This is a genomic window from Lentzea sp. NBRC 105346 (assembly GCF_030269605.1).
Taxonomy (GTDB): Bacteria; Actinomycetota; Actinomycetes; order Mycobacteriales; family Pseudonocardiaceae; genus Lentzea.
This window is the reverse complement of sequence record NZ_BSTQ01000009.1, coordinates 1-25,223: the sequence shown is the minus strand read 5'-3', so window position 1 is coordinate 25,223 and position 25,223 is coordinate 1. Positions and strand designations below refer to the sequence as shown.

The following is a 25,223-nucleotide window of genomic DNA, read 5'->3' as shown; positions in this document are numbered from 1 at the left end:
TCTGGGGTATTCACAAAGGCCTGAGAGGAGTGGGTGTGGAGAACCGGCCGCCGCGATCCGGTGAACCGAGCGGGTTCCCGAGGCGACCATCGGCGAACCCGCGCCCACCTGCGGGTCAGCCGCGCCGGCCGCAGGTGCCGCCGCGCTCCGAACCACCCCGCTCCGAGCCCCCGCGCCGGGAACCACCGCCCCGCCGCGAGCCGCCGCGCGAGTCTTCGCGCCGGGCCGAACCCCCGCGCAAGGCCGAACCGCCGCGCAGATCCGAACCGCCGCGCCGCACGACGTCGGCCAGCCGCTCGGAAGCGCCGCCCCGGCGCAGCACCATCGCGGACCGCCCGACCGTGAAGACCCCGCCCGCCAAGCCGAAAGCCCCGGCCCGCCGCCCGGCTCCCCCGCCGCGCCGGCCGAGCGGTGCCGCCCGCGGCGCCTCGAACACCGGCAAGGTGTTCGTCAGCCTGCTGTCCGCGGTGATCCTGCTGGTGACCGGCATCGCGTGGAAGAACATCAAGGCCCTGCAGGACGGCCTCACCACGCAGGACGTCATCGGCGAGGAAGGCGGCGGCGAACGGCCCGCCGACGGCGCGATCGACATCATGCTCGTCGGCATGGACAGCCGCACCGACGCCAAGGGCAACCCCTTGCCGCAGGAGGTCCTGAACGAGCTGCAGGCCGGTGACAGCGAGAGCGGTGGGCTCAACACCGACACGTTGATCATGATGCACATCCCGAACGACAGCAGCAAGGCGTACGCCGTGTCGTTCCCGCGCGACTCCTACGTGCAGATCGCCGGCGGCTACGGGCGGCACAAGATCAACTCCGCGTACGGCTACGGCAAGGCCGCCGCGATGGAGAGGCTGCAGGGCGAGCGGGACGCCGCCAAGAAGGAGATGGAGTCCCGCAAGGAAGGCGCCAAGAACCTCATCAAGACCGTCGAGAACCTCACCGGCGCCACCATCGACCACTACGCCGAGGTCAACCTCGTCGGCTTCTACGACATCACCAAGGCGATCGGCGGCGTCGACGTCTGCCTGAACGCGCCGGTGAAGGACAAGTTCTCCGGCGCGAACTTCCCGGCCGGCCAGCAGACCATCCAGGGCCGCGACGCGCTCGCGTTCGTCCGGCAGCGCCACGGCCTGGTGATGGGCGACCTGGACCGCGTGGTGCGCCAGCAGGTGTTCATGGCGGGCCTGGCGAAGAAGATGCTCTCCGCCGGCGTGCTCACCGACTCGCAGAAACGCGGCGACCTGATCAAGGCCGTCACCAAGTCGATCGTGCTGGACCCCGGCTGGGACATCACGAAGTTCGCGCTGCAGATGAAGGACATGACGGGCGGCAACATGTCGTTCCAGACGATCCCGACCGGCACGCCGGAACTGCAGACGAAGGAGGACGGCGTCGCCATCGAGGTCGACGACGGCGACGTGAAGAAGTTCGTCAAGGAGCTCGGCAAGACGCCTGCCTCGACGTCGCCCGACGCCGGTGACTCGAAGGTCGACCCGAAAACGGTCATCGTGGACGTGCGCAACGCCTCCGGTGTCGCCGGACTCGCGGGCGCGGTGCTGCAGTCGTTGGTGGCCAAGGGTTTCGCCGAGGGTGACGCGGCCAACGCGGACAGCAACATGGCCACGTCGGTGGTGAAGTACGGCAAGGGCGGCGAGGCCGCCGCGGCGGCGGTCCAGAAGGCGCTGGGCGGGATGAACGTGCGCGAGGACGCCAACGTCCCGGCCGGCCGCGTGCGGGTCTTCGTCGGCTCCGACTACTCCGGGCCCGGCGCGCAGGGCATGGCGCCGAAGAAGCTCGTGCAACTGGACGGGACCGCCCGCCAGCAGCCCGCGACACCACCCCCGCCGATCACAGCGGACGGCGTGCGCTGCGTGAACTGACCGGCAGGGGCACCCTTGCGACGTCTCGCGTCTCAAGGGTGCCCCTAACGGCACTCACCTCGACCGCGGCGACCGGCCGTGGGCTGCCCTAACTCATACCGAGAGTAGAGAGTTATCGCCCATTCGGGGGATTCTCCTAGTAAGTTGCGTAAGCGGCGAAGCACTCGCGCCTTCCATCACCGTGAAACCCGCTCACAGGGTGGAGGAACAGGGTGCAGATCGACACAGTGGCGTACCAGCGGGTGCTGGGCGACGAGCTCCGCACCCTCCGCAAGCAGCGCGGCTGGACGCGCAAGGAACTGAACTCCAGGCTGCAGACCGAGATCTCGCTGCAGACGCTGGCGACCTACGAGCTGGGCACGCGTCAGTGTTCGGTGGTGCGACTCGTCGAGATCTGCCACGCGCTGGACATCCCGGCGCACGAGGTGATGGCCCGCGTCCACGAACGCGTCTTCGGGGACACGCCGGCCGGCCACCTCACGTTGAACCTCGACGCGATCGCGGCGGACGACAGCACGCACCTGATGCCGTTGCGCAGGTGGGCACAGGGGCGGCTGCACCAGCTGGCGCCGGGCCACACCCGCGAAGTGCACCTCGACCTGCCCGCACTCGAGTACCTGGCCCAGTTGTGCCAGCTCAGCACCGTCGAACTGATCAGGACCCTTAGGGGCGTGGGAAAAGCGTCCCGGTAGAGTCGCCGGGGTGAACGATTCGCCCGCCCGCCTGCCCCTGCGGACCGCCGCCGCCGTGCGGCTGGGCAACATGAGCTCCAAGCTGTCGCAGAAGATGGGCCTCGGCGCCGGCGGCATGATCGGTGGCCGCATCGCGCTGAAGCTGGACCCGCAGGCCCTCGCCCGTCTCACCCAGGGCCGCACCGTCGCGGTTGTCACCGGCACCAACGGCAAGACAACGAGCACGATGATGCTGGCGCGCGCGGTCTCCGCGCTCGGCGAGGTGGCGACGAACCACAGCGGCGCGAACATGCCCGACGGCCACGTGACAGCGCTGTCGAAGCAGCCCGACGCCCCCTACGCCGTCCTGGAGTGCGACGAGGGCTACTTCCCCGCGGTCGCGGGCGCCAGCGGCCCGAAGGTCGCGATGTTGCTGAACCTGAGCCGCGACCAGCTCGACCGCGTCGGCGAGGTTCGCACGATCGAGCGGTCGCTGCGCACCGCCATCAATGCCCTGGAAGGCACCACGATCGTCGCGAACTGCGACGACGTCATGGTCACCTCCGCCGCCTACGACGCGAAGAACGTCGTCTGGGTCGCGACCGGCACCGGCTGGCACCAGGACTCGGCGAGCTGCCCGCGGTGCGGCGACCCGATCCGCTGGTCGGGCGAGGACTGGCACTGCACGGGTTGCGACCTCAAGCGCCCCCGGCCGCAGTGGGTCACCGCCGACAACGCCCTGATCACCCCGGACGGCACCAAGGTCGAGCTCGGCCTGCGCCTGCCCGGAAAGTTCAACCAGGCCAACGCCGTCATGGCCACCGCGGCCGCCCACGCCGTCGGCGTTCCCGTCGACGAGGCGGTCCGCCGCCTGCGTGGCGTCTCCAACGTCTCGGGCCGCTACCGCACGATCCAGCGCAACGGCCGCAGCGCCCGGTTGCTGCTCTCCAAGAACCCGGCGGGCTGGAGCGAGACCCTCACGGTCGTCCGCGAGGCCGACCACCCGGCCGTCCTGGTGATCAACGCGCAGGAGGCCGACGGCCGCGACCTGTCGTGGCTGTGGGACGTCCCGTTCGAGAAGCTCCAGGGCCGCACGGTCATCGCATCGGGTGAACGTGCGACGGACCTCGCGGTCCGCCTGACCTACGCCGAGGTCGAGCACACGATCGTGCCGGACCCGCTGAAGGCCATCGACCAGATGCCGCAGGGCGACGTCGAGGTCATCGCCAACTACACCGCTTTCCGCGACTTGAATGCCAGGGCAGCCGCTGATGAGTGAGTCCACAGTCCAGATCGCACTCGTGCTGCCTGACCTTCTGGGCACCTACGGCGACTTCGGCAACGCCGTCGTGCTCGAGAAGCGCATGACGTGGCGCGGCATCAAGGCCGAGATCGTGCCCGTCATGTTCGGCGAGCCGGTCCCGGACAGCTGCGACATCTACGTCGTCGGCGGCGGCGAGGACACCGCGCAGACCCTCGCGGTCAAGCACCTGCGCGAGCACCCCGGCCTGCAGCGCGCGGTCACGAAGAACGCGGTCGTGCTCGGTGTGTGCGCCGGTATCCAGATCTTCGGCGAGTCGTTCACCCGCGCGGACAACGTCACGCACCCCGGCATGGGCCTGATCGACTCCACGTCGCACGCCGGTGGCAGCCGCGCGATCGGCGAGGTGCTGGCCACGCCCGCGAACAACCTGTTCGAGGGCGTGCTTACGGGGTTCGAGAACCACCAGGGCCGCACGGTCCTCGGCCCGGCCGCGCAACCGCTGGCGCACGTCAAGGTCGGCACCGGCAACGACGGCAGCGTCGAGGGCGCCGTGCAGGGGCGCATCGTGTGCACCTACCTGCACGGCCCGGTGCTCCCCCGCAACCCGCAGCTGGCCGACCTGCTGATCGAGTGGGCAACGGGCACGAAGCCCGCCCCGCTCGACCTGCCCGCGGTCACCCGGCTGCGGAACGAACGGCAGCGCGCGGCGAGCTGACTCAGCCCGAGGTCACCAGCTCGATTTGGCCTGGGGAAGCCAGGTCAAATCGAGCCCCCGCAAAGGCGACCAACGCAGCTGATCAGCTATCTCACTTCTTGGCCAGGAAGTACCAGCCCGCAGGCCAATTGCCCTGCTTCGGATAGTGCTTGCAGTGGACGACGATGGTGTACCCGCCATTCACCACCGCGCCATATTCCGCTCCTTCACAAACCGTCTCACTGTAGGGCCCGAACCATTGGGCCCCCATCGGCTCAACACCATCCGCTGACGCTTCCTGCACCGGTGTCAACAGCGCCAGGGCCGTCGCCGCGGTCATCAACAGGGTTCGCATTCCACACTCCTTGACCAGGTGTAGTCGGCGGCAAAACGGACCGTAACAGGCATCTGGCGAGCACAAGAAGCGTCAAAACGATCTGAGACGAATTCCAAACCGCATCTTCAAACGTTTTCAACCACGTCAAGAAGCAGTAATGCACAACGGGCCGTCAGGACAATTTACTTCGCGGTCATCTCAACAGCGCGCGGCGAGCGGACAACGCAATAGTCTTCACGGCGTACCGTTTTGGTGCGCATCCAGTAGCGCCAGGTGAAACCGGGCCAGATGGTCCGGTTGACGCCCTGCGCATCGAGGTACCAGCTCTTGCAGCCGCCCTGGGTCCACACGCCCCGCTTGAGCTTCCGCTGCATCTCGTCGTTGAACCGCCGCTGCGCGTCGGGCCGCACGTCGATCTCGTCCGCGCCCAGCTCGTCGAGCAGCTCCAGGCACTGCGAGACGTACCGGATCTGCGACTCGATCATGAAGACGACGGAGTTGTGACCGAGACCGGTGTTGGGGCCGAGCAGGAAGAACAGGTTCGGGAATCCGGACACCGTGATCCCGAAGTACGTCTCAATCCCCTCCTCACGCCACTTCTTCGCGAGGTCGACCCCGCCGCGCCCCTGGACGTCCAGGTAGTCGAACGAGTCGGACACGTGGAACCCGGTGCCGTAGATGATCACGTCGACGTCGTGCTCGACACCCTTCGCGTCCACAATGGACGACTCGCGCACCTCGGCGATTCCGTCGGTGACAAGGGAGACGTTCGGCCGCCGCAACGCCGGGTAGTAGTCGTTGGAGATCAGGACCCGCTTGCACCCCATCGTGTAGTCGGGCTTCAGCGCCCGCCGCAGTTCGGGGTCGGGCACCTGCGTTTTCATGTGCCGCAAGGCGATTCCCTGCGCCAGCTTCATGATCTTCGGGTTGACGGCGAACCCGAGCGCGCTCGATTCCCGCACCCAGTAGACGAAGTCGCGGTACAGCCGTTGCGTGAAAGGCAATGCGCGGAACATCCGCTGCTCCCAGCCACGGATCTCGCGGTCCGCCTTCGGCATGATCCACGGCGGCGTGCGCTGGAAGATCTTCAACTCCGCCGTCGCCCCGGCGATCCGCGGCACGAACTGGATCGCCGACGCGCCCGTGCCGACCACCGCGACCTTCTTGCCGGTCAGGTCGTACGAGTGGTCCCACTCGGCCGAGTGGAAGGCCTTGCCGGCGAAGTTCTCGATGCCGGGCAGCTCGGGGACGTTCGGGATGTGCAGCGCCCCGACGCCCGCCACGAGCGCCTTGGCGCTGTAGGTGTCGCCGTGCTCAGTGGTGACGTGCCAGCGCTTGGTCTCCTCGTCCCACCGCGCCCCGGACACCTTGCTGCGGAACCGGATGTGCGGCCGCAGCCCGTACTTGGAGGCGACCCGCTGGAGGTAGTCCCAGATCTCCCGCTGCCCGGCGAACATGCGCGACCACCGCGGGTTCAGCTCGAACGAGAAGGAGTACATGTGCGACGGCACGTCGCACGCGCAGCCGGGGTAGGAGTTGTCCCGCCACGTGCCGCCGAGGTCGTCCGCCTTCTCCAGGACCACGAAGTCGTGCTCACCGCGACGCTTGAGTTCGATCGCCATGCCCAGCCCGCTGAAGCCGGATCCAACGACGAGCACTTTGGTCTCGCGGTGCATGACAGACCCTCCCACGCGTCGACATCTACTCGCCAGTAGGTTACTCGAAGTAAGTTACGAACGGTAGACTACGTTCGTGGAGACCACCCGGCGACGCATGCCGAAGGCACAGCGCATGGAGCAGATGCTCACCGTCGCGGAGGAGGTGTTCGCCGAGCGCGGCTACCTGGCCGCGTCGATGGACGAGATCGCCGAACGCGTGGGCGTTTCGAAGCCGATGCTCTACGAGTACTTCGGCTCGAAAGAAGGCCTGCTCATCGCGTGTGTGCACAAGGCGCGCATCGAGCTGAGAGCGAAGACCGAGCAGGCGATCGCGAACGCCTCGACGCCCGAGGAGTTCCTGCGGCTCGGGCTGCTGGCGTTCTTCGAGTTCATCGCCGAGCACACGAAGTCATGGGCGATGCTGCGCCAGGAAACGGCGATCGCGCACGAGGAAGTCGAGGCCGTGCGGCGGCAGCAGACGGACCTGATCGCGTCCGTGCTCACCGGGTTCGCGCCGGGCATCGACGCGCTGGAGGCGGAGGCGTTCGCGGAGATCGTCGTCGGCGCCTGCGAACGGCTCGCATTGTGGTGCGAGCGCAGGCCCTCGGTGGGGCCCGCGCTCGCGACCGACTACATCATGGACGTCGTGTGGAACGGCGTCGCACGGCACATCAAGGCTTGACCGTCACGCGGGAGCCCCGCGATGCGTGTCATGCATCGCGGGGCTCCCGCGTGACCGAAAACGTCAAGGCTTGACGATGACCTTCAGCGCGGTGCGCTCGTCCATCGCCTGGTAGCCCTTGGCCACGTCGTCGAGCGACACGGTCTTGTCGAACACCGGCGAGGGGTCGATCCGCCCCGCCAGGACGTCCGCCAGCAGCTCGGGCAGGTAGGCCCGCACGGGCGCCACGCCGCCGCCGACGTTGACGTTGCGACCGAACAGCTTGCCGAGCGGCAGACCGGGCATCTCGTGCGGCACGCCCACGTAGCCGATGCGACCGCCGTCGCGGACGATGTCCATCGCGGTCGTCCAAGACTGCTCGGTGCCGACGCACTCCAGCACCGCGGAGGCGCCCAGGCCGCCGGTCAGTTCGCGCACGGCCTCGACGGCCGCCTCGCCGCGCACGGCCACCTGGTCCGTCGCACCGAACAGGCGTGCCACGGCGGCACGGTCCTCGTGGCGGCCCATCGCGATGATCCGCTCGGCGCCCAGCCGCTTGGCGGCGAGCACGCCGCACAGGCCGACCGCGCCGTCTCCGACGACCGCGACGGTCGAGCCGGGGCCGACGCCCGCGGCGACCGCGGCGTGGTGGCCGGTGCCCATGACGTCGCTCAGCGAGAGGAACGCGGGCAGCAGGTCCGCGGACGCGTCGTTGGGGACACGCACGAGCGTGCCGTCGGCGAGCGGGACGCGCACCGCCTCGCCCTGGCCGCCGTCGGACTCGCCGGAGCCCCAGAAACCGCCCTGGGGACAGGACGTCTGCAGGCCGGCCGTGCAGTACGCGCAGGTGCCGTCGCTCCACACGAACGGCGCGATGACGCGGTCGCCGACCTTGATCGACTCAACGGAGGAGCCGACCTCCTCGACGATGCCGATGAACTCGTGACCGATGCGCTGGCCGGCCTCGCGCTTGGCGACGCCGCGGTACGCCCAGAGGTCGCTGCCGCAGATGCACGCGAGCTCGACGCGCACGACGGCGTCGGTCGGCTGGCGTACGGCCGCGTCGGGCACCTCTTCCACTCGGATGTCGTGAGAGCCGTGGATCGTGGTCGCCCGCACGGGGCCCCTCCTCGAAGATCGATGGCGTGACCGCACCATCGTCCCCCTGGACCGGTCGCCACGACTAATCGACGCGCTGTGGACTTACTCTCAGTGACCTGCGGGAATAAGGGTCCGGACGATGCGCACGCCCTCAACGGCGAGCCGCGCGAACGCCACCGCGGCGCCGGGCAGCAACATCCACAGCCACCACCCGCCGGACCTCGGCTCGCTCGCGTACAGGACGGCGAAGAGCCCGGCCGCCACGACAACGTGCAGCGCCAGCCACCCCATCCGGCCCACGTAGTTCCGCCACGCCGGACCGCCCCCGCCACGCAGGTCGATCCAGTACCCCCGGCGCTCGGCCACCGGCACGAACGCGAGCGGGACGAGCAGGAAGGGTGCGAACAGCACCAACCATCCCAGAACCATGATCTCTACCCCCAGAACCCCAGCGTAGAAGACCGCGGCCCGGTAGGAACGCGGGCCGCGGCCGGGGTGGGGCAACTCTCGTCAGGACCGGCGCGACCTCCGGCCGACGACCAGGGCCGTGCCACCGGCACCGACGAGCACGAGGCCCGCGAGACCGGCAGGCAGCAGGTCGAACCCGGTGAACGCGAGTTCGTCGGCCGCCGCCTTCGCCGCTTCGCCGCCGGCCTGGGCACCACCGGGAGGTGCCGGGGTGTCCGAGGACGGCGGGTTCGACGGCGGCGGGGTGGAACTCGTCGGAGGCGTGGTCGGCTTGCACCCGGTGTGCGCCGGGTTGGTCTTGCCGATGCCGTGGTTGGTGTCGCACTCGTAGCCCGCGTTGAGGTCCGAGCCGTCGGGCATCTGTCCGGGCGGGTTCTTGTTGTCGGCCTTGCCGACGCAGCCGGCGCACGGCTTGCCCACGGCTTCGCCGGTGCCGTTGCCGTTCAGTGACGGCGAGCCGTCGCGGGTCGAGTCGTACGGACCCGACGTGTTCGCGCCGTTGTCCGTGAAGTCGGCGTTGGACGGCTCCTGGGGCTGGGTCAAGTCCTGATCGGACTGTCCAGGTGGGACGTGCGGGTTGTTCGTGATCCCGTTGCCGTTGCCGTTGCCGGGATCCGCCAGAGCCATCGCAGGCGCCAGCGCCAGACCGAGAGCAGCCACGAAGGTGGGGACTATCCGGGCTCTATTCATATCCGGTTTATATAACCCGGATGTGGGCTGCGTTACACGCATTACCCACATCCGGGTGGTTTAAACGGGACACGTACTACGCACAGGTGATACGCGGTGACGCCCAGTCGGCGTGATCGGAGTTGATGCCGTCACCCGAATCGGTGACGACGAGGCGGAGGTTCTCCGCATCCGTCAGGGACGCCGTCAGTGTCTTCTGTGGATCGGTCCCGGTGAGCTTGCCGCTGTCCGCGACCTTCGCGGAGTCCGCGAAGATCTGGAACACCACGCTCCCCTTTCCGACCGCGACCTCGTCGTCGACACCCACCGCCACCGAGATGGTCGAGCACTTCTTGCCCAGGTAGAACTCGATCGACGACGACGCGTGCGCGCCGAAGCCCTTCGTGTGGGTGACGCCGTTGATCGTCAGCGCCTTGCCGTCACCGGCCTGGTTGCCGCCGACGCTCTTGTCGATCTCGACCGGGCCCCAGCCGTTGGTCGACGACGTCGCGTCGAACTCGGACAGGTCCGTGGTGCCCGCGGGCGGCGTCGGCAGCTGGCCGCCGCCGTTCTTGCTGACCCGGTAGATCACCGTGCCGTGCGACGGGACCGAGGCGCTGATCGCGCCGGTGGTGTTGCGGGTCGCCTTGGACCAGAGATCCTTCAGCGTCGCCGTGCCGGAGCCGAAGCCGATCTCCTGCAGCGAGGTGCTGATCGTGGCCGTGCCGCCGGTCTTGTTGAACAGCGCGACGGCCTTGTCGCCGTTGGCCAGGTCCTTCACGATCACGTCGGTGCCGGACGTGCCGGTCGTCTTGATCCGCCTGCCCTGCTTGCCGAGCTTGTCCTGGTCGACGGCGATGACGTCGCGGTTCTCCAGGATGGTGAACGTGTCGGCGTTGACCTTGCGCAGGTCCGAGCCGATCAGCAGCGGCGCGGCCATGACCGCCCACAGGCTGAAGTGGCTGCGGTACTCGGTCGCGGACATCTTGCCGTTGCCGACCTCGAGCATGTCCGGGTCGTTCCAGTGGCCGGGGCCCGCGTACTTGTCGAGCACGACGTTCTTCTCGTAGATCGACATGGTGCGCGGCCACGTGTCGTTGATGTCACCGGTGGTGCGCCACAGGTGGCCGGTGTCGCTGGCCCACTCCCACGGCTTGTTCTGGCCCCACTCGCACAGCGAGAACACGATCGGGCGGCCGGTCTTCTTCAGCGCGTCGCGCATCTTGCGGTAGCGCTGCTTGGCGTCGACACCCTGGTTGTTGCAGTTGTCGTACTTGAGGTAGTCCACGCCCCACGACGCGAACTGCTGAGCGTCGGACTCCTCGTGGTTCAGGCCGCCGGGGAAGCCGTTGTCCTTGTTGCACGTCTTGGTGCCCGCGCTCGTGTAGATGCCGAACTTCAGGCCCTTGGAGTGCACGTAGTCCGCGACGGCCTTGATGCCGTTCGGGAAGCGCGTCTTGTTCGGGACGAGCTTTCCGTTGGCGTCCCGGGACTTCTCGGCCCAGCAGTCGTCGATGTTGACGTACTGGTAGCCCGCGTCCTTGAGGCCCTTGTTGACGAAGATGTCGGCGATGCCCTTGACCATCGCCTCGTTGAACTCCGCCCGGCACGCGGTGGTGTTCCAGTTGTTGAAGCCCATCGGGGGCGTCAACGCCAGTCCGTCCGGCAGCGCCTCGGCCGCGGGTGCCACGGCCAGGGCGAGCACACCTGCACTGACCATTGTGGACAGTGCCGTTGCCAGCGCGAGAACTTGCCTGCGCATGGGTTTTCCTTTCACACCGATGTGAGCGGGTGGCGACGGAATACAGCGTTGGGCGTCAGCCCGGCAGGCCCCACGGCTTGCCGGGGACGGAGATGGCGACGGGTTTGACGGTCAGGTCGGGCCGCTTCCCCTTGGGGTGCACGAGCACCTCGCGGCCCTTGGCGAGCTCGATCTCCAGCGTCCCGTCACCGCGGTCGCGGTGCTGGACCGGCCCGCCGGACGGCGTGCGCACGGTGACCTCGCCCTCGATGCCGTGCCGCAGCACCAGCGGTTCGCCCGCGCGGCTGCGCACGAGCACGAACTCGGTCTTCCCCGCGGCGCGGCGGGCGGTGACGTCGAACCCGCCCTCCGCGGAGTGCCGGTCGATCATGGCGTCTTTCCACACCGACGGCACGGCCGGGAAGACGCGGATCACGCCGCCCCAGCTCTGCAGGAGGAAGTCGTGGATGGTCTGCGCACCGGAGAGCGGCGTCTCGACGACCGGTCCGGCCTCGGTGTACATCGTGTTCTCCAGCACCGGGAACCGCTTGGTGGTGTCGAACAGCTTCACGAAGTACGCGAGCGCCTCGTCGCCGCGGAACATGCGCGCGGCGATCGAGCCGGAGCCGGAGTAGCTGTAGCCGCGGTGCGCGGGTTCGAGCGACATCCAGTGGTGCAACGACTTCTCGATGAGCTCGCGGTTCTCCGGCTGCTCCCAGTTCACCGTCATCAGCGGGAACATCGCGAGCAGGTGCGAGAAGTGCCGGTGCGACACCGCGAACGGCACCCCGGCACCGATCATGAAGCCGTTCTCGTTCACCGGGAACGGCACGAGGTTGTCCAGGACCTCCTGCCACTTGGGCGCCAGTGGGTCCTCGATCTTGAGGATCTTCGCAGAGTCGATCAGCGTCTGGCAGCCCCACCGGATCAGCTGCAGGTCGTAGTTGCAGTCGGGCGCGTTGCCGTACTCGGGCGAGGTGGTCTCGTCGAGGTGCAGCTTGCCATCGTTGCCCTTGGTCAGGAAGTGCAGGTAGTAGTTGATCGCCCGGCGCAGCAACGGGAACACGACGTCGGCGAGGATCGTCTTGTTCATCGAGTGCCGGTACGACAGCCACACGTTGTGCAGCGCCCACGTCAGGTTGCCGAGCTCCTTCGTGCCGCCGCCGGGGCTGGGCACGGCGAGGAAGCCGGTGTTGCTGGTGAACCGGTCGGTGCTGCGGTTCACGCCGGCCGAGTCGTGCTGGTACTCCGGCCGCACGTTCTTGACGAGCTGCTCCTGGTTGGCCTTCAGCGTCGTGGTGATCGCGTCCAGCTCGAGGTGCCCGGAACCGTGCAGCAGCCAGTACTGCAGCTGCATGTTCAGGTTCCACCAGGCGCCGGCCCACGGCGTGCTCTCCAGCCACGGCCCGGTCGTCGCCATCACGGGCCCGCCGGCGCGCGAGCCGGACGCCACCTTGTAGAGCTGGATCCAGTAGAACGACTGCATCCGCTGGTCCGGAATCGACAGGAAGCTCTTCTGGTAGAAGGCGTTCCACCACATCCGGTGGGTGACCTCGAGCATCCGGTCGCCGAGCGCCGCCGCCGACCGCACCAGGCTGAGCGCCTTCACCTCGGCCGTAGCGTCCGGGTACGTGTGCGCGACGGCGAGCAGCAGGGTCTGGCTGCGGCGGCCCTTGGTGATCCGATAAGCGGTCGCGGTCTGGCCGCCGACGAGCAGGTTCTGCGTGACCAGCTGTTCCTTGCCGTCGGTCCTGGTCGTGAAGTCCGGGTTGAACTGGTAGCCCTCGGGCAACGGGTTGAACGCCGCGCGCGGCGGGATGGCCTTCGACGGGTTGAACGCGACGACGGGCTCTTCCTGCCCCTCGGTCTCGACCTTGATGCGCAACACGGACCGCGAGGTGTGCACGTACGCGCGGAACTCGATCACGCCCTTGTCGGTCGTGACGGTCCCCTTGAGTTCGGCGTTCCACAGGTCGAGGCGCCAGTCGATCCCGGTGACCGTGCCGGTCGCAGTGACGACGAGGTTGCCGACGGGCAGGCGGCAGACGCCGAACTGGGTGCCGTCCTTGGCGCGGTGGTCCTGCACCTCGGCGTGCTGCACGGTGAACCGCACGGTGTTGCCCTCGGCGTACACGACGCTGCCGAGCCGGCCGTCCCCGAGGAACGGCGCCTGCCCGTACTTCGTCGGCGCCGACTTCCAGATGAGGTCCTGCGCGCCGATGAACGCGCGCCAATCAAGTTCCGACATACCTTCGCAAGCAGAGACGTCGGATGACAGCGGCTCCGCAACGGCATGAGCTCCCGTGGGAACGAGCAGGCCGGCGGTGACCGCCGCCGTGGTGCCGCCGAGGAAAGCCCTTCTGTCCACGCCCATCCCAGCTCCTCACCGCGCAGGCCGACAACAGCGGTCCAGGTGCGCGGCGGTGCAGCCTGGTCCAGACAATTCGGAAAGGTAGGAGTTCTGGGCCACATCGCGCAAGAGCCAACTACAAAGAACATGAAGCAACATCGGGCGCGTTTGGGCCTCGATGCTCATCCGGACGCCTAGGATGTCCGGCCTATGGGCCGTGCTGTGCCCGTTCTCCAGGGAGGTGGCATGGCCGTGACGACAGCGGCGTACAGCGGCGACAACAGATCCGTGCAACGCGGACGGCCGCGCGACGCCAGCAGGGACGACGCCTTACGACAGGCCGCCCTGGAAGTGATGGCCGAGGTCGGCTACCGCGCACTGACGATGGACGCCGTAGCCGCGCGCGCCCGTGCCGGCAAAGCGACCATCTACCGCCGCTGGGAGTCGAAGCTCGACCTCGTGATCGACACGTGCACGCAGCTCGCGTCGCAGAACCTGGCCGCCCCCGACACGGGGTCGCTGGCCGGTGACCTGCGCTCGTTCCTGTCCTCGTTCGCCGCGTTCCTGTCCGGCCCGATCGGCAAGGCGGCGCAGGCCCTCGTCGGCGAACTGCCCCACGAGCCGGAGCTCGCCGCCGCGTTCCGCGAGACCTTCCTGATCTCGCAGCGCAACACGCTGCAGGGCATCCTCGACCGCGCGTCCGAGCGCGGCGAACTACGCCCCGACGCGCCACGCGGCATGGCCGTCGAACTCGCGGGGGCGGCGTTGACCTATCGGTTGATGCTGACGGGCGACCCGCTCGACGAGGCGTTCGTGGAGAAGATCGTCGAGCAGGTCCTCGTCCCCCTCGTCAGGTCGTGAGTGGTTTCCGTCGTCATAGCGACGGAAACCACTCACGAGCACTGATCAGCGGAAAAGCTTGCGGAGGAGGCCGAACGCCACCACCGCACCCACTGCGATCAGGGTGTACTTGACCTTCGGCTCGTTCAGCGTGGCGAGGAGGTTCGCCTTGCCCGTGTCGACGAGCTTCTGCGGGTTCGCCCGCTCGCCGAGCTCGTCGAGCGTCGCGGCCAGCGCGTCACGCGCCTGCTCGATCTCACGCTGGATGGTGTCGGGGTCGCGAGCCACAGAAGTCCTCCCTAGCAGCGGTATGTGCACACCGTAGTGGAGCAACCGATAGGCTTGCCCACCGCCGGGGTCGTAGCCCAATTGGCAGAGGCACTGGATTTAGGTTCCAGCCAGTGGGGGTTCGAGTCCCCCCGACCCCACTCGAGCAGGCGGAGCCTGCTCGCGGAGAGCGCTCGCCATTGCTCTCGGGGGGTGTTTTCTGGGGGGCAACCCCCAGACCCCGCCCGGCGGGCTTGGCCCCCGGACCCCCGTCGGTGGTCGCCCTCGCCCCATCGGTCACCCCACCCCGTGGTAACCAGCGCCGGCGCCTTCGCGGGCACCCACCCCCGAGGCAAAGCAACGAGGCCCGCCGCGGGGGCTGGACCCGCGGCGGGCCTCGCGGGCCCCGCTCACCGGCGACGGGTACCCGGACCTGTGACGTCAAGGACGTCCGATGCACCAACGCTAAAGCGGCTCGTGATCATGCGGCAGTCGGCAAAACCCGCAAGGCGTAACACGAGACGGCGGTGTTACAAGTGCTGCGCCGCCCAAGCCGCGATCTGCGTGCGCGAACGCAGATCGAGCTTCTGCCGCACCCGCTGCAAATGAGCCTCGACGGTCCGTTCCGAGATGTGCAACGTCGACCCGATCCGCTGGTTGGTGTGCCCAGCGGCCACGAGCGACACGACCTGGCGCTCCCGGTCGGACAGCACCCGCTCGGGCTCGGCGTCGAGCACGTACTCGACGACCTGCTCGGGCGTCATCTCCCGCCCCGCCGCCAGCACGTCCTCCGCCTCCGAGTGCTCCAGCACCGCGCGGCACGAGCGGATCGTGGCGTGCAGCTCCTCCTGCCACTGCGCGTCCTGCTTGGCCTGGCCCACGGTCCGCACTCGGGACGCGGCGCCGACCAGCCGCAGGGCGCGGCGGGGGTCGCCGCGGCGCAGGGCGACCATGGCGAGCCCCTCGATGACGTGCGAGAACCAGAAGCTGCCGACCGAACAGGTACGCACCGACTCCTGGAACCGGGCCAAGGCCTCGTCGAGATCACCGCGACGTAAAGCGCGGATGCCCACGGTGTGCAGGAACACGGCCAACCGCGGCGGCGGTGCGAGCCTGCGGTAGACCGGTAGGACGTCGTCGATCAGCTGGTCCGCGAACTCGACGTCACCGCTTTGCAGCGCGACCCACGCGAGGTTGTGCTCGACGATCGCGATGTCGAGCGGCTCCCCCACCGGCGCCAGCAGCGCCACGGCCTCCTCGTAGTACTTGCGCGCGTGGTCGAGGCGTTCGGCGCGGGTGTGCTCGCCGGCGAGGCCGTTCAACGCGCGGGCCAGCGCGATCGGGGAGTCCAGGCCGCGGGCCAGTTCGACCGCCTGTTCGGCGAAGCGGAAGCCGGCCGCGTCGTTGAGGTCGGTACCCGCGAGGAAGGCCAGGTGGCACAGCGCGATGCAGCGGTCCTCGGGGGTGCCGTCGGACGTGCGCACGACGTTGTCCAGCAGCCGTCGCCCCTCCGACACATAGCCCTGGTCGCGCCACGTCACGGCGAGCAGCGTCGCCAGCGGCAGTTCGGACGGGTCACGCCGGGAGGTCGCCCACTCGACGGCCAGCTGCAGCGCGCCGGACTCCGCGCTCAGCGGTTCCAGCAGCTCGGACGGGCTGAACATGGAGAGCGAGAACTTGCGCCACACCTCCATGAACCACGCGACCACGCCGAGAGTGGTCGCGTCGCACTCGCCGGACTCGACGAGCTTCTCCTTGCCGTACAGGCGGACGGACTCGAGCTGGTCGAACCGCGCCACGCCGTTCGCCGACGTTGTCGCGACCAGCAGCGACTTCGCCACGAGCACGGACAAAAGTCCCAGCACGCGGTCCGGCGGCAGCGTCTCGTCCGCGCACGCGGCGACCGCGATGTCGACGCCGAAGCCGCCGGAGAACGGCGACAGCCGGCGGAACACCCGCTGCTCGTGGGCGTCGAGGTTGTCGTAGCTCCACTCGATCGCCGCCCGCAGGCTCTGGTGCCGCTCGGCCGCCGTGCGGTTGCCGCGGTTGAGCAACGCCAGCCGGTCGTCCAGCCGCGCCAGCACCTCGGCGACCGGCAGCACGGTCACCAGTCGCGCGGCCAGCTCGATCGCGAGCGGCAGGCCGTCCAGGCGGGCGCAGACGCTCGACATGATCTCCTGGTCGGCCAGGTCGAACGTCAGGCCGAGGTTGTTCGCCCGCGCGCGGTCCTCGAACAGCTCGACCGCCGACGCGATCGGCAGCGGGTGCACCTGGTAGACGACCTCGCCGGGCACGCGCAGCGCCTCGCGGCTGGTCGCCAGCACCCGGATGCCCGGACAGCCCATCAGCAGCGCCTCGACCAGGTGCGCGCACTCCGCGACCATGTGCTCGCAGTTGTCCAGCACCAGCAACAACGATCGTTCCGACAACGTGCGCAGCAGCGTGCGCACCACGGGCTCGCGCGCCACCTCGGCGACGCCCAGCGCGGTCGCGATGGCCTGCACGACGAACTCGCCCTGGTAGACCGAACCGAGTTCGACCCACACCGCGTCCGGCGCGAACTCCTTGGCCAACCTGGTCTTCCCGACACCGGCGGGTCCGACGAGCGTGAGCATCCGGCAGGCGCCGGCCAGCCGTTGCAGATAGGCCAGCTCGTCCGCGCGGCCGATGAAGCTGTCCAGCGAGGCCGACAGGTCGATGTCGCGCGACGCGCGTTGCCGGTAGGCCCGCTGACGGCAGGCATTGGAGCAGTACCTCGCGTGCCTGCGCCTGCCCGTGGAGGTCGCGGCTCCGCAGGTCTCGCAGGTCCCCGCCAGCTCCGTCACCACACGCATCGTAATCAAGCGATTACTTGGTGGAAAGGGCTTTCCGGAAGCGGAGCGTCACATTGGCACGCCCACCCGATCTCTGCATGAGGAATGTGCCCTGCGGACGTAGACCCGACACTTTTGACCGCGTATACATCGGACCTATCGCCGCCGCGTTGTCGACCGTTGGAGGAGACCCGACGATGCTGTCCTCTGCCGTGCGGCGGTGCGCGGCCGGCGTGCTCGCCGCCGTGCTCGTGGTGCCGCTGGCACCGCAAGCCGTTGCCGCCGAACCACGTTCTTCCTGGCCGAAAGCGGAAGTCAAGGTCGAGAACGGCACCGTGACGCTCGGCGTGAGCCGCGAGGGGCGGACCGTGCTGGAGCCGGGCCCGGTCGGTGTGGTGACGGAAAGAGCCGACCTGTCCAAGGATCTGAAGCTCATCCGGCACACGTCTCGACAGGTGTTCGAGCAGTACACATCCACGGTCGGCAAGCAACGGCGCCGCACGGTGTTCCACCGCGAGGATCGCTACGAGCTCCAGGGCGTGGCCCGGCTCGATCTCGTGGTGCGCACCGGCGAAGACGGTGTCGCGTATCGATACGAGTTGCCGGAGAACACCGGCGCCGTGCTGCGCGAGACGTCCGCCTTCCTGTTCCACACCGCCGCCAACGCGTGGCTGGCGAAGTACCGGCGCGACTACGAGAACCCGTTCGTGCAGACCACCGCGGGCGGCGCGGAGACGGCGGAGTACCTGTTCCCCGCGCTGTTCGAGGTCGCGGGCTCGTACGCCCTGCTCACCGAGTCCGATGTGGACGGACGGCACTCGGGTGCGCACCTCGTGCACACCGCGGGATCCGGCGCCTACCAGGTGAAGTACTGGGACGAGAAGGTGCTCGTCGACGGGCCATGGCAGTCGCAGTGGCGCACCGCGATCGTCGGCTCACTCGAGACGGTCTCGACGTCCACGCTGGTGGACGACCTGGCGAAGCCGTCGCAGGTGCGCGACACGTCGTGGGTCAAGCCGGGCAAGGTGTTCTGGAGCTGGCTCGCCGGCGGCCGCGAGGCGGGGCAGAGCCTGGCGATGCAGAAGGGGTACGTGGACTACGCGGCCGCGCACGGCTGGCCGTACGCACTGGTCGACGCGGGCTGGTACTTCGACCCGAACTGGGACTACGACCCGGCATGGGAGAAGACGTCCTGGATTCCCCAGCTGGTCTCCTACGCCGCCGCGCGTGGCGTGAAGATCCACCTCTGGGTGCACTACGACGAACTCGACACCGCGGCGGAACGCGCGTCTCGCCTGGCGCTCTTCGAATCCTGGGGCATCGCGGGCCTGAAGATCGACTTCATGGACTCCGACGGCCAGGACCGTTACCGGTGGTACGACCGGATCCTGCCCGAGACCGCGGCGCACCACCTGCTGGTCAACTTCCACGGTTCGACCATCCCGCACGGCCTGCAGCGCACGTGGCCGCACGTGATGACCATGGAAGCCGTGCACGGCGGCGAGAAGTCCAGCGGCCTGTCCGGCACGCACATGACGTCGTTGCCGTTCACCCGCAACGTCGTCGGTTCGATGGACTACACGCCGATGGCGTGGCACCGCCCGAGCCGCGTCACCTCGGACGCGCACGAGCTCGCCCTGGCGGTGACCTTCGAGTCGGCCCTCGCGAACTTCGCGGGCAAGCCGGAGGACTATGCCGCACGTCCGCTGGCCGAACGGTTCCTCGACCAGGTGCCGACGACGTGGGACGAGACGAAGCTGCTGACCGGCCGTCCCGCCGACCACGCGGTGTTCGCCCGCCGCTCGGGCGACCGCTGGTTCATCGGCGGCGGCTACAACGGCGCCGCGCGCACGGTCCAGGTGCCGCTGAACCTGCCGTCCGGCCGGTGGAACCTGGAGATCGTCCGGGACGGCCCGGCCGGCCTGGTGTCCGAACAACGCACCGTGCGCGCCGGCGACACCCTGACGCTGGACGTCAAGCAGAACGGCGGCTTCGCGGCGATCGCGTGCCGCAACTCCTGCTACCGCCCGGTGCACCGGGTGCCGGCGACGACCGTTTCGGCCTCCGCCAAGGGTTTCGAGGTCAGCGGCACGTTCATCGCGAACGAGGCGGTCTCGCGGGTGTCGTTCGCACCGCGCGTCCCGGCCGGGTGGACGCTCACCGGCGCCCCCGTGACCGCGCCACGGTTGCGCGCCGGTGAGTCCGTGTCCGGGAAGTGGACCGTCGCTCCCCCGGCGTCGCCGTCTTCGTACGGGTACATCGACATCCCGGTCGTCGCATCGTTCAACGGCGGCGTCGAGGACGAGCAGGCCGTCAAGGTGCATCTGGTGAAGCCGCTCGAACCGGGGTGGAAGTACCTGAGCGACATGCCGTTCCTGACCGCGGTCGGCGGCGACGGCCCGGTCGAGCGCGACCTGGCCAACGGCGGTGCCGCGGCCGGTGACGGGCGCGGGATCGCCATTCGGCGCACCACGTTCGGCAAGGGCATCGGCACGCACGCGTCGTCCGAGATCACGATCGCGCTGGACGCCCGCTGCACGGCTTTTGCGGCGTCGGTCGGCGTCGACGACGAGGCCGGGCTGGACGTGGCGCGGCAGAAGGCAGGCGGGACCGTGTCGTTCCAGGTGCTCGGCGACGGCGTCGTGCTCGCGGACAGCGGTGTGCTCGGCGTGCGGTCGCCGGTGTCGGCGTGGAGCGTGGACCTCACCGGCGTGAAGGTGCTGACGCTGCGGGTCGGCGACGGCGGGGACGGCAACCAGAACGACCACGCGTCGTGGGGCGACGTCAGGGTGCGCTGCTGACCTCAGGCCCGGAAGAAGTCGTCGAGGGCGTCCTGGTCGGCCACGAAGCCCCAGCCCTCGGCGACCCGGCCGGACTCGTCGAGCCGGATCACGTGGTGGCCGTCCATGTCGATCCGCACGCCGCGCCGCTCCCCGGTGACGTGCACCGCGACCAGCGCCACCCGGTCGCGCTCGTTGGTCTCCACATCGGTCACGGTGAAGCGCCACTCGTCGAGGGGCCCCATGCGCTGCGGCATCGTGGTGAAGTAGTCCTCGCCGCGATACTCACCGGATACGGGGTTGTCGCCGGGAACGTGCCACACCACGTCCGGCGCGAACGCCGCCCGATAGGACTCCGGATCCCCGGACGCGAAGGCGGCGTAGACGTCACGAACCCGCTGGGTCAGCTGCGCGCGTTCCATCAGCGCACGGTAACTCCGCCCCGGCCGGGGCGCCCGAGATCAGCGTGCCGCGTCCGGGCGCGGGCCGGCTCTACCGGAGGAAATACCCAGTTGTGGGCTTGGCAGCGCTTCCGGGGGCGACGAATGATGATTCCCTGTGACATCGATTGCGATAGTCGGGGCCGGGCAGGCCGGAATCGTGCTGGGCGCGGGACTGTTGCGCGAGGGGTTCGATGTCACGCTCTACTCGGACCGAACGCCTGACGACTACCTGCAGGACCGCGGCCGGCCGACGGCGTGCCTGTGGGGCGACTCGGTGGTGCGCGAACGGGAACTCGGCCTGAACTTCTGGGACGACCAGGCGCCGGGCATCGGCCGCATCCACCTGGACCTGTGCCTGCCGGACCCGATGGTCGCGTTCACGATCTGCGCCCCACTGCGCAAACCGGCGCTGGCCGTGGACCAGCGCCTGAAGTTCTCGCGCGGCATGCAGGAGCTGGCCGAGCGCGGCGCCGACGTCGTGATCGACCACATCTCCGCGCCGAAGCTGGAGAAGATCGCGCAGCAGCACGATCTCGTCGTCGTGACGACCGGGCAACGGTCGCTGACCGAGCTGTTCCCGCGCGACGACGCGCGCAGCGTCTACACCGAACCGCGGCGCAGCCTGTTCATGATGAACATCGCGGACTACGACCTGTCGGCGCGGACCGAGCACGAGGACCTCGCGTTCTCGTTCATGCCGGGCGTCCTCGAGATGTTCTGGGTTCCGTTCCTGGACAAGGACGCCGGCGTCACGCGCAGCCTCGTCGTCGAGGCGATGCCGGGCGGGCCCGCGGACCGGTTCGGCGACGTCAAGACGGCCGACGAGGCTCTCGACGCGTTGCGAGGTCTCGCGAAGGACCTGTTACCGTGGGAGTCCGGCTTCCTCGCGCCCGCGCGGCCGACCTCACCGGTGACGTGGCTGGCCGGTTCGCTCGTTCCCGTTGTGCGGCAAGCAGTTGGGGTGCTGCCGTCCGGCAGACCCGTGCTCGGGCTGGGTGACGCGATCGTGCTCAACGACCCACTCGCCGGGCAGGGCGCGAACAACGCGACGCGGATGGCGACGTTCTTCACCCACAAGATCGTCGGACGCGGCGAGGACTTCTCGCAGGACTGGCTGACCGAACAGTTCGACGAGTTCTGGGACTACGGCAGGCACGTCAACGACTTCTCGAACGTCTTCCTCGAGCCGCTGCAGCCGTTCCAGCAGGAACTGCTGCTCGCCGCGTCACGCAACGACACCATCGCGGGCGCGGTCTTCGAGGGGTTCAACGACCCGGCGAGCTTCACGCCGTGGTTCACCGACCGCGGGCAGGCCCGCGACTTCCTCGCCACCCACGGCGTGCACAAGATGGACGTGCTGCGCTACAAGCTCGGTGTCGCGAAGAAGGTCTTAAGCCACAAGGTTTTCGGCCGTCAGGTGTGACATCAGCTCGCGCACGGCCACGCGACCGGCCCGGTTGGCGCCGACAGTGCTCGCGGACGGGCCGTAGCCGACGAGGTGCACTCGTGGATCCGCGACGACCCTGGTGCCGTCCATGACGATCCCGCCGCCGGGACCGCGCAGGCGCAACGGCGCCAGGTGGTCGAGGTCGTGCCGGAACCCGGTCGCCCACAGGATGACGTCCGCGTCGAACGCCTCGTCGTCCCACGCGACGCCGTTCGGCGTGATGTGGTCGAACATCGGCTTGCGGTCAAGGATTCCGGCGCGGATTCCTTCCCGCACTTCAGGGGTGAGCGCCAGTCCCGTGACGCTGACGACGCTGCGCGGCGGCAGGCCGGCGCGCACGGCCTCGTCGACCATCGCCACCACGGAGCGGCCGTACTCGGGCGTGAACGGGCCCTCGCGCCAGATCGGCTCCGTGCGCGTGACCCACCTCGTGTCCGCGGCGACCTGCGCGATCTCCAGGAGCTGCTGGACCGCCGACGCGCCGCCACCGACCACGACCACCCGCTTGCCCGCGAACTCCTCGGGCCCGCGGTAGTCCGCGGTGTGCAACTGGCGGCCCAGGAACGTCTCCTGGCCCGGATAGCGCGGCCAGAACGGCCGGCGCCACGTGCCGGTCGCGTTGATCAGCCCGCGGGTGGACCAAAGTCCTTTGTCCGTCTCGATTCGCAGCCGGTCGCCGTCGTCGGAGACGGTCCGCACCTGCACGGGCCGGATCACCGGAAGGTCGAACTCGCGCTCGTACCGTCCGAAGTAGGCGGGGATGACCTCGTTGGCCTTCGCGCCTTCGTCCGGTTGCTCGAACGCCATTCCGGGCAGGTCGTAAATGCCGTGGACAGTCCGCATGCGCAGGGTGTCCCACCGGTGCCGCCACGCGCCGCCGGGGCCGTCCTCCGCGTCCAGCACGACGTGGTCGATCCCGTGCCTGCGCAGGTGGTACGAGCTGGACAGCCCGGCCTGTCCCGCCCCGATCACCACGACGTCCGTCATACCTCGATCAACCTGTCGATCTGCTCACATCGTCCCGAATGTGAGCCACGAGTCAGCGCGGCTGGGTAGCTTCCCCGCCCGTGAAGCTCACACGCATCCTCGTCGCGGCCACGGCCGCGGCGGCGTTATCCGTTCCGTCCACAGCGATCGCCGCTCCGGCGGTCGACCCCGGCGTCACCGCCGCGTACGCGGTGTACGACCGCAACACCGGGCATATGAAGCTCTCCAGCAACGAGCACATGAAGATCAGATCCGCGTCGATCGTCAAGATCCTCATCGCGCTCGACTACCTGGAGAAGCGCGGTCCCGGCGCGACCATCCCGCAGGCCGACCTGGACAGGCTCGTGCCGATGCTGCGGTCCAGCGACGACAACGCCGCCTCCTCGCTGTGGGTCCAGGAGGGCTGGGAGAAGATCATCCAGCGGATGATCGTCCTGATCGGGCTGGAGGACACCGAGCCGCCCGCCAACGTCGGCTTCTGGGGCTACACCGCGGTCAGTGCCTCGGACATCGTGAAGATCTACCGGTACATCCAGGAACGCGCGAACCCGTCGTTCCACAACTTCATCATGACCAACCTGCACTACGCGACGAAGTGCGCGACGGACGGGTTCGACCAGTCCTTCGGCATCCCGAGCGCCGTGCCCGGTTACCCGGGATGGAAGCAGGGCTGGTCGCGGTTCGGCGACACGCCGCCGCGCCCGTGCGCCCAGGCACAGGCCAAGGACCCGTTCATCGGCGCCGCCAAGGAAGGCCCGGTGGAGCCCGGCATCGCGTCGGCGTCGGACATCGACCTGACCTCGCCCGCGATGCACACCAGTGGCGTCTACAGCCGGTGGGACCGCAAGATCATGGTCGTGCTGACCCTGCAGCCCGCGGGCACCACGTGGGACGTCGCGGCCGAGCGCGTGACGCGTCTCACCGGCGAGCTCTACGCGGCCGAGCTGGGCAGTTAGTTCGAATTCCTTCCAAACGAGAGCGAGACGTCAGCGGTGGTCGGTAACTTTCCGGCTGTGAAGGTCTTCCGCACACTGGCCACGGTCGCGACCGTGGCGTCACTGGCAATGCTCAACTCGACTGTGCCTGCGGGCGCTGACGCAGGCTCCGACCCCCAAAACAGCGCTGTGGCGGGCCTCGAATCCGGCGTCACCGCGGCGTTCGCGGTGTTCGACCGCAAGACCGGGAAGACGACGCTCGAGCACAACGAGCACAAGCAGATCCGTTCGGCGTCGATCGTGAAGATCCTCATCGCGCTCGACTACCTGGAGAAGCGAGGTCCCGACGCGGAGATCCCGCAGGCCGACCTCGTGCGGCTGGTGCCGATGCTGCGCTCCAGCGACGACAACGCCGCCTCCGAGCTCTGGGTGCAGGAGGGCTGGGAGAAGATCGTCGAGCGGATGGTCGTCAAGCTGAAGCTCGAGGACACCGAGCCGCCGGTCAACGTCGGTTTCTGGGGCTACACCGCGCTCAGCGCGTCCGACGTGGTGAAGATCTACCGGTACATCCTCGACGAGGCGCACCCGAAGTTCCGCGACTTCATCATGGGCAACCTGCACCAGGCGACGGTGTGCGCGACGGACGGGTTCGACCAGTCCTTCGGCATCCCGAGCGCCGTGCCCGGTGAGGTGGCTTACAAGCAGGGATGGTCGCGGTTCGGCGACACGCCGCCCCGCCCGTGCGTCGAGCCGCAGAAGCCGCGCACGGACCTCGGTGCCGCCAAGGAGGGCCCGGTCGGACCTGGGATCCGGTCCGCCGACCTGGACCTGACCAGCCCGGCCATGCACACCAGCGGCACGTACGGCACGAACGACCGCAAGATCATGGTCGTGCTGACGCTGGAGCCCGAGGGCACCACGTGGGACGTCTCGGCGGACCGCCTGACCAAGCTCACGCGTGGCGTCTACCTCGCCGACCGGCACATCGACTGATTGCTATGGGGGGAGCTTTCCCAGCGCTGACCGCTGGCTGGTGTTTTAACCAGGGGTGAGTTCCCTAGCGGGCCGTCGCGTGAGCGGCGGCCCGTTTGTTGTTTGCTGTCTTGGGTTTGCTGGGCCTGCGTTGTTTGCGGATGACGGGGTGTCGGGGGGCGGGTGTGGTGGTGTGGCCTGGTGGGCGGCCGGGTCCTGGCCGGATGGGTTGTCGGGGCTTG

General features: G+C 68.8%; 21 protein-coding genes and 1 tRNA gene. 11 read left to right on the top strand and 11 right to left on the bottom strand.

Annotated features, from left to right (window positions below; translation table 11 throughout):
• Positions 1-35 precede the first annotated feature (35 nt).
• The 4 genes from QSK35_RS20050 to QSK35_RS20035 all read left to right on the top strand — a co-directional run bounded on the left by QSK35_RS20050 (position 36) and on the right by QSK35_RS20035 (position 4,533).
• A complete protein-coding gene (locus QSK35_RS20050; RefSeq protein ID WP_285748352.1) occupies positions 36-1,883 on the top strand; it encodes an LCP family protein in 1,848 nt (615 codons plus the stop codon).
• A gap of 212 nt (positions 1,884-2,095) precedes the next feature.
• A complete protein-coding gene (locus QSK35_RS20045) occupies positions 2,096-2,575 on the top strand; it encodes a helix-turn-helix domain-containing protein (protein WP_285748350.1) in 480 nt (159 codons plus the stop codon).
• Positions 2,576-2,585: 10 nt separating this feature from the next.
• On the top strand, positions 2,586-3,833 hold the full coding sequence (locus QSK35_RS20040) for a Mur ligase family protein (protein WP_285748348.1): 1,248 nt from the start codon (positions 2,586-2,588) through the stop codon (positions 3,831-3,833).
• Positions 3,826-4,533, top strand: coding sequence for a type 1 glutamine amidotransferase (locus QSK35_RS20035; RefSeq protein WP_285748346.1), 708 nt, complete (start codon positions 3,826-3,828; stop codon positions 4,531-4,533). The genes QSK35_RS20040 and QSK35_RS20035 overlap by 8 nt, the downstream gene beginning before the upstream one ends.
• A gap of 91 nt (positions 4,534-4,624) precedes the next feature.
• Here the strand turns inward: QSK35_RS20035 and QSK35_RS20030 are convergent, their stop codons facing one another.
• Positions 4,625-4,867, bottom strand: a complete 243-nt coding sequence (locus QSK35_RS20030; protein ID WP_285748343.1) for a hypothetical protein — start codon at positions 4,865-4,867, stop codon at positions 4,625-4,627.
• A gap of 164 nt (positions 4,868-5,031) precedes the next feature.
• Positions 5,032-6,525 (bottom strand): flavin-containing monooxygenase, encoded by a 1,494-nt coding sequence (locus tag QSK35_RS20025; RefSeq protein ID WP_285748342.1) that lies wholly within the window; start codon positions 6,523-6,525, stop codon positions 5,032-5,034.
• A gap of 97 nt (positions 6,526-6,622) precedes the next feature.
• Between QSK35_RS20025 and QSK35_RS20020 the strand changes: the two genes are divergently transcribed.
• A complete protein-coding gene (locus QSK35_RS20020) occupies positions 6,623-7,189 on the top strand; it encodes a TetR/AcrR family transcriptional regulator (protein ID WP_285748921.1) in 567 nt (188 codons plus the stop codon).
• Positions 7,190-7,252: 63 nt separating this feature from the next.
• On the opposite strand, the gene QSK35_RS20015 is transcribed toward QSK35_RS20020, so the two are convergent.
• The 5 genes from QSK35_RS20015 to QSK35_RS19995 form a co-directional block, all read right to left on the bottom strand.
• Positions 7,253-8,287 (bottom strand): zinc-dependent alcohol dehydrogenase family protein, encoded by a 1,035-nt coding sequence (locus QSK35_RS20015; protein ID WP_285748341.1) that lies wholly within the window; start codon positions 8,285-8,287, stop codon positions 7,253-7,255.
• A 90-nt stretch (positions 8,288-8,377) separates the two neighbouring features.
• Complete coding sequence (locus QSK35_RS20010; RefSeq protein ID WP_285748338.1) at positions 8,378-8,698, bottom strand: hypothetical protein; 321 nt, start codon at positions 8,696-8,698, stop codon at positions 8,378-8,380.
• 81 nt (positions 8,699-8,779) lie between these two features.
• Positions 8,780-9,397, bottom strand: coding sequence for a hypothetical protein (locus tag QSK35_RS20005; protein WP_285748336.1), 618 nt, complete (start codon positions 9,395-9,397; stop codon positions 8,780-8,782).
• Positions 9,398-9,503: 106 nt separating this feature from the next.
• Positions 9,504-11,168, bottom strand: coding sequence for an NPCBM/NEW2 domain-containing protein (locus QSK35_RS20000; RefSeq protein WP_285748334.1), 1,665 nt, complete (start codon positions 11,166-11,168; stop codon positions 9,504-9,506).
• Positions 11,169-11,223: 55 nt separating this feature from the next.
• Positions 11,224-13,521, bottom strand: a complete 2,298-nt coding sequence (locus tag QSK35_RS19995) for a glycosyl hydrolase family 95 catalytic domain-containing protein (protein ID WP_285748332.1) — start codon at positions 13,519-13,521, stop codon at positions 11,224-11,226.
• Between the two features lie 222 nt (positions 13,522-13,743).
• On the opposite strand from QSK35_RS19995, the gene QSK35_RS19990 reads away from it, so the two are divergent.
• The gene (locus QSK35_RS19990; RefSeq protein ID WP_285748330.1) at positions 13,744-14,358 is read left to right on the top strand and encodes a TetR/AcrR family transcriptional regulator; all 615 of its coding nucleotides are present in this window, start codon (positions 13,744-13,746) and stop codon (positions 14,356-14,358) included.
• A gap of 45 nt (positions 14,359-14,403) precedes the next feature.
• Here QSK35_RS19990 and QSK35_RS19985 read toward each other — a convergent pair whose 3' ends face one another.
• Positions 14,404-14,625 carry a DUF3618 domain-containing protein gene (locus QSK35_RS19985; protein ID WP_285748329.1) on the bottom strand — a complete coding sequence of 74 codons (222 nt, stop codon included), beginning with the start codon at positions 14,623-14,625 and terminating at the stop codon, positions 14,404-14,406.
• Positions 14,626-14,691: 66 nt separating this feature from the next.
• On the opposite strand from QSK35_RS19985, the gene QSK35_RS19980 reads away from it, so the two are divergent.
• A tRNA-Leu gene (locus QSK35_RS19980) sits at positions 14,692-14,765 on the top strand.
• 369 nt (positions 14,766-15,134) lie between these two features.
• Here QSK35_RS19980 and QSK35_RS19975 read toward each other — a convergent pair.
• Positions 15,135-17,429: an ATP-binding protein gene (locus QSK35_RS19975; RefSeq protein WP_285748326.1), complete on the bottom strand. Its 2,295-nt coding sequence runs from the start codon at positions 17,427-17,429 to the stop codon at positions 15,135-15,137.
• A 185-nt stretch (positions 17,430-17,614) separates the two neighbouring features.
• On the opposite strand from QSK35_RS19975, the gene QSK35_RS19970 reads away from it, so the two are divergent.
• Positions 17,615-20,218: an NPCBM/NEW2 domain-containing protein gene (locus tag QSK35_RS19970; RefSeq protein WP_285748324.1), complete on the top strand. Its 2,604-nt coding sequence runs from the start codon at positions 17,615-17,617 to the stop codon at positions 20,216-20,218.
• 2 nt (positions 20,219-20,220) lie between these two features.
• Here the strand turns inward: QSK35_RS19970 and QSK35_RS19965 are convergent, their stop codons facing one another.
• Positions 20,221-20,619, bottom strand: a complete 399-nt coding sequence (locus QSK35_RS19965; RefSeq protein WP_285748322.1) for a nuclear transport factor 2 family protein — start codon at positions 20,617-20,619, stop codon at positions 20,221-20,223.
• A gap of 136 nt (positions 20,620-20,755) precedes the next feature.
• Here QSK35_RS19965 and QSK35_RS19960 point away from each other — a divergent pair, with 136 nt between their 5' ends.
• A complete protein-coding gene (locus QSK35_RS19960; protein ID WP_285748320.1) occupies positions 20,756-22,063 on the top strand; it encodes a styrene monooxygenase/indole monooxygenase family protein in 1,308 nt (435 codons plus the stop codon).
• Here QSK35_RS19960 and QSK35_RS19955 read toward each other — a convergent pair.
• A complete protein-coding gene (locus tag QSK35_RS19955) occupies positions 22,031-23,074 on the bottom strand; it encodes an FAD-dependent oxidoreductase (RefSeq protein WP_285748318.1) in 1,044 nt (347 codons plus the stop codon). The two genes, QSK35_RS19960 and QSK35_RS19955, sit on opposite strands and share 33 nt — an antisense overlap.
• A gap of 80 nt (positions 23,075-23,154) precedes the next feature.
• Here QSK35_RS19955 and QSK35_RS19950 point away from each other — a divergent pair, with 80 nt between their 5' ends.
• Both QSK35_RS19950 and QSK35_RS19945 read left to right on the top strand, forming a co-directional pair.
• Positions 23,155-24,030: a hypothetical protein gene (locus QSK35_RS19950; RefSeq protein ID WP_285748316.1), complete on the top strand. Its 876-nt coding sequence runs from the start codon at positions 23,155-23,157 to the stop codon at positions 24,028-24,030.
• Between the two features lie 57 nt (positions 24,031-24,087).
• Positions 24,088-25,002 carry a D-alanyl-D-alanine carboxypeptidase family protein gene (locus QSK35_RS19945; protein WP_285748314.1) on the top strand — a complete coding sequence of 305 codons (915 nt, stop codon included), beginning with the start codon at positions 24,088-24,090 and terminating at the stop codon, positions 25,000-25,002.
• Positions 25,003-25,223 lie beyond the last annotated feature (221 nt).

What these genes read in the sequence shown, in the direction of transcription:
- QSK35_RS20035 (WP_285748346.1), top strand. Translation starts at nt 3,826, where the DNA reads ATGAGTGAGTCCACAGTCCAGATCGCACTCGTGCTGCCTGACCTTCTG.
- QSK35_RS20030 (WP_285748343.1), bottom strand. Translation starts at nt 4,867, where the DNA reads ATGCGAACCCTGTTGATGACCGCGGCGACGGCCCTGGCGCTGTTGACA.
- QSK35_RS20025 (WP_285748342.1), bottom strand. Translation starts at nt 6,525, where the DNA reads ATGCACCGCGAGACCAAAGTGCTCGTCGTTGGATCCGGCTTCAGCGGG.
- QSK35_RS20020 (WP_285748921.1), top strand. Translation starts at nt 6,623, where the DNA reads ATGCCGAAGGCACAGCGCATGGAGCAGATGCTCACCGTCGCGGAGGAG.
- QSK35_RS20010 (WP_285748338.1), bottom strand. Translation starts at nt 8,698, where the DNA reads ATGGTTCTGGGATGGTTGGTGCTGTTCGCACCCTTCCTGCTCGTCCCG.
- QSK35_RS20000 (WP_285748334.1), bottom strand. Translation starts at nt 11,168, where the DNA reads ATGCGCAGGCAAGTTCTCGCGCTGGCAACGGCACTGTCCACAATGGTC.
- QSK35_RS19995 (WP_285748332.1), bottom strand. Translation starts at nt 13,521, where the DNA reads ATGGGCGTGGACAGAAGGGCTTTCCTCGGCGGCACCACGGCGGCGGTC.
- QSK35_RS19990 (WP_285748330.1), top strand. Translation starts at nt 13,744, where the DNA reads ATGGCCGTGACGACAGCGGCGTACAGCGGCGACAACAGATCCGTGCAA.
- QSK35_RS19970 (WP_285748324.1), top strand. Translation starts at nt 17,615, where the DNA reads ATGCTGTCCTCTGCCGTGCGGCGGTGCGCGGCCGGCGTGCTCGCCGCC.
- QSK35_RS19965 (WP_285748322.1), bottom strand. Translation starts at nt 20,619, where the DNA reads ATGGAACGCGCGCAGCTGACCCAGCGGGTTCGTGACGTCTACGCCGCC.
- QSK35_RS19955 (WP_285748318.1), bottom strand. Translation starts at nt 23,074, where the DNA reads ATGACGGACGTCGTGGTGATCGGGGCGGGACAGGCCGGGCTGTCCAGC.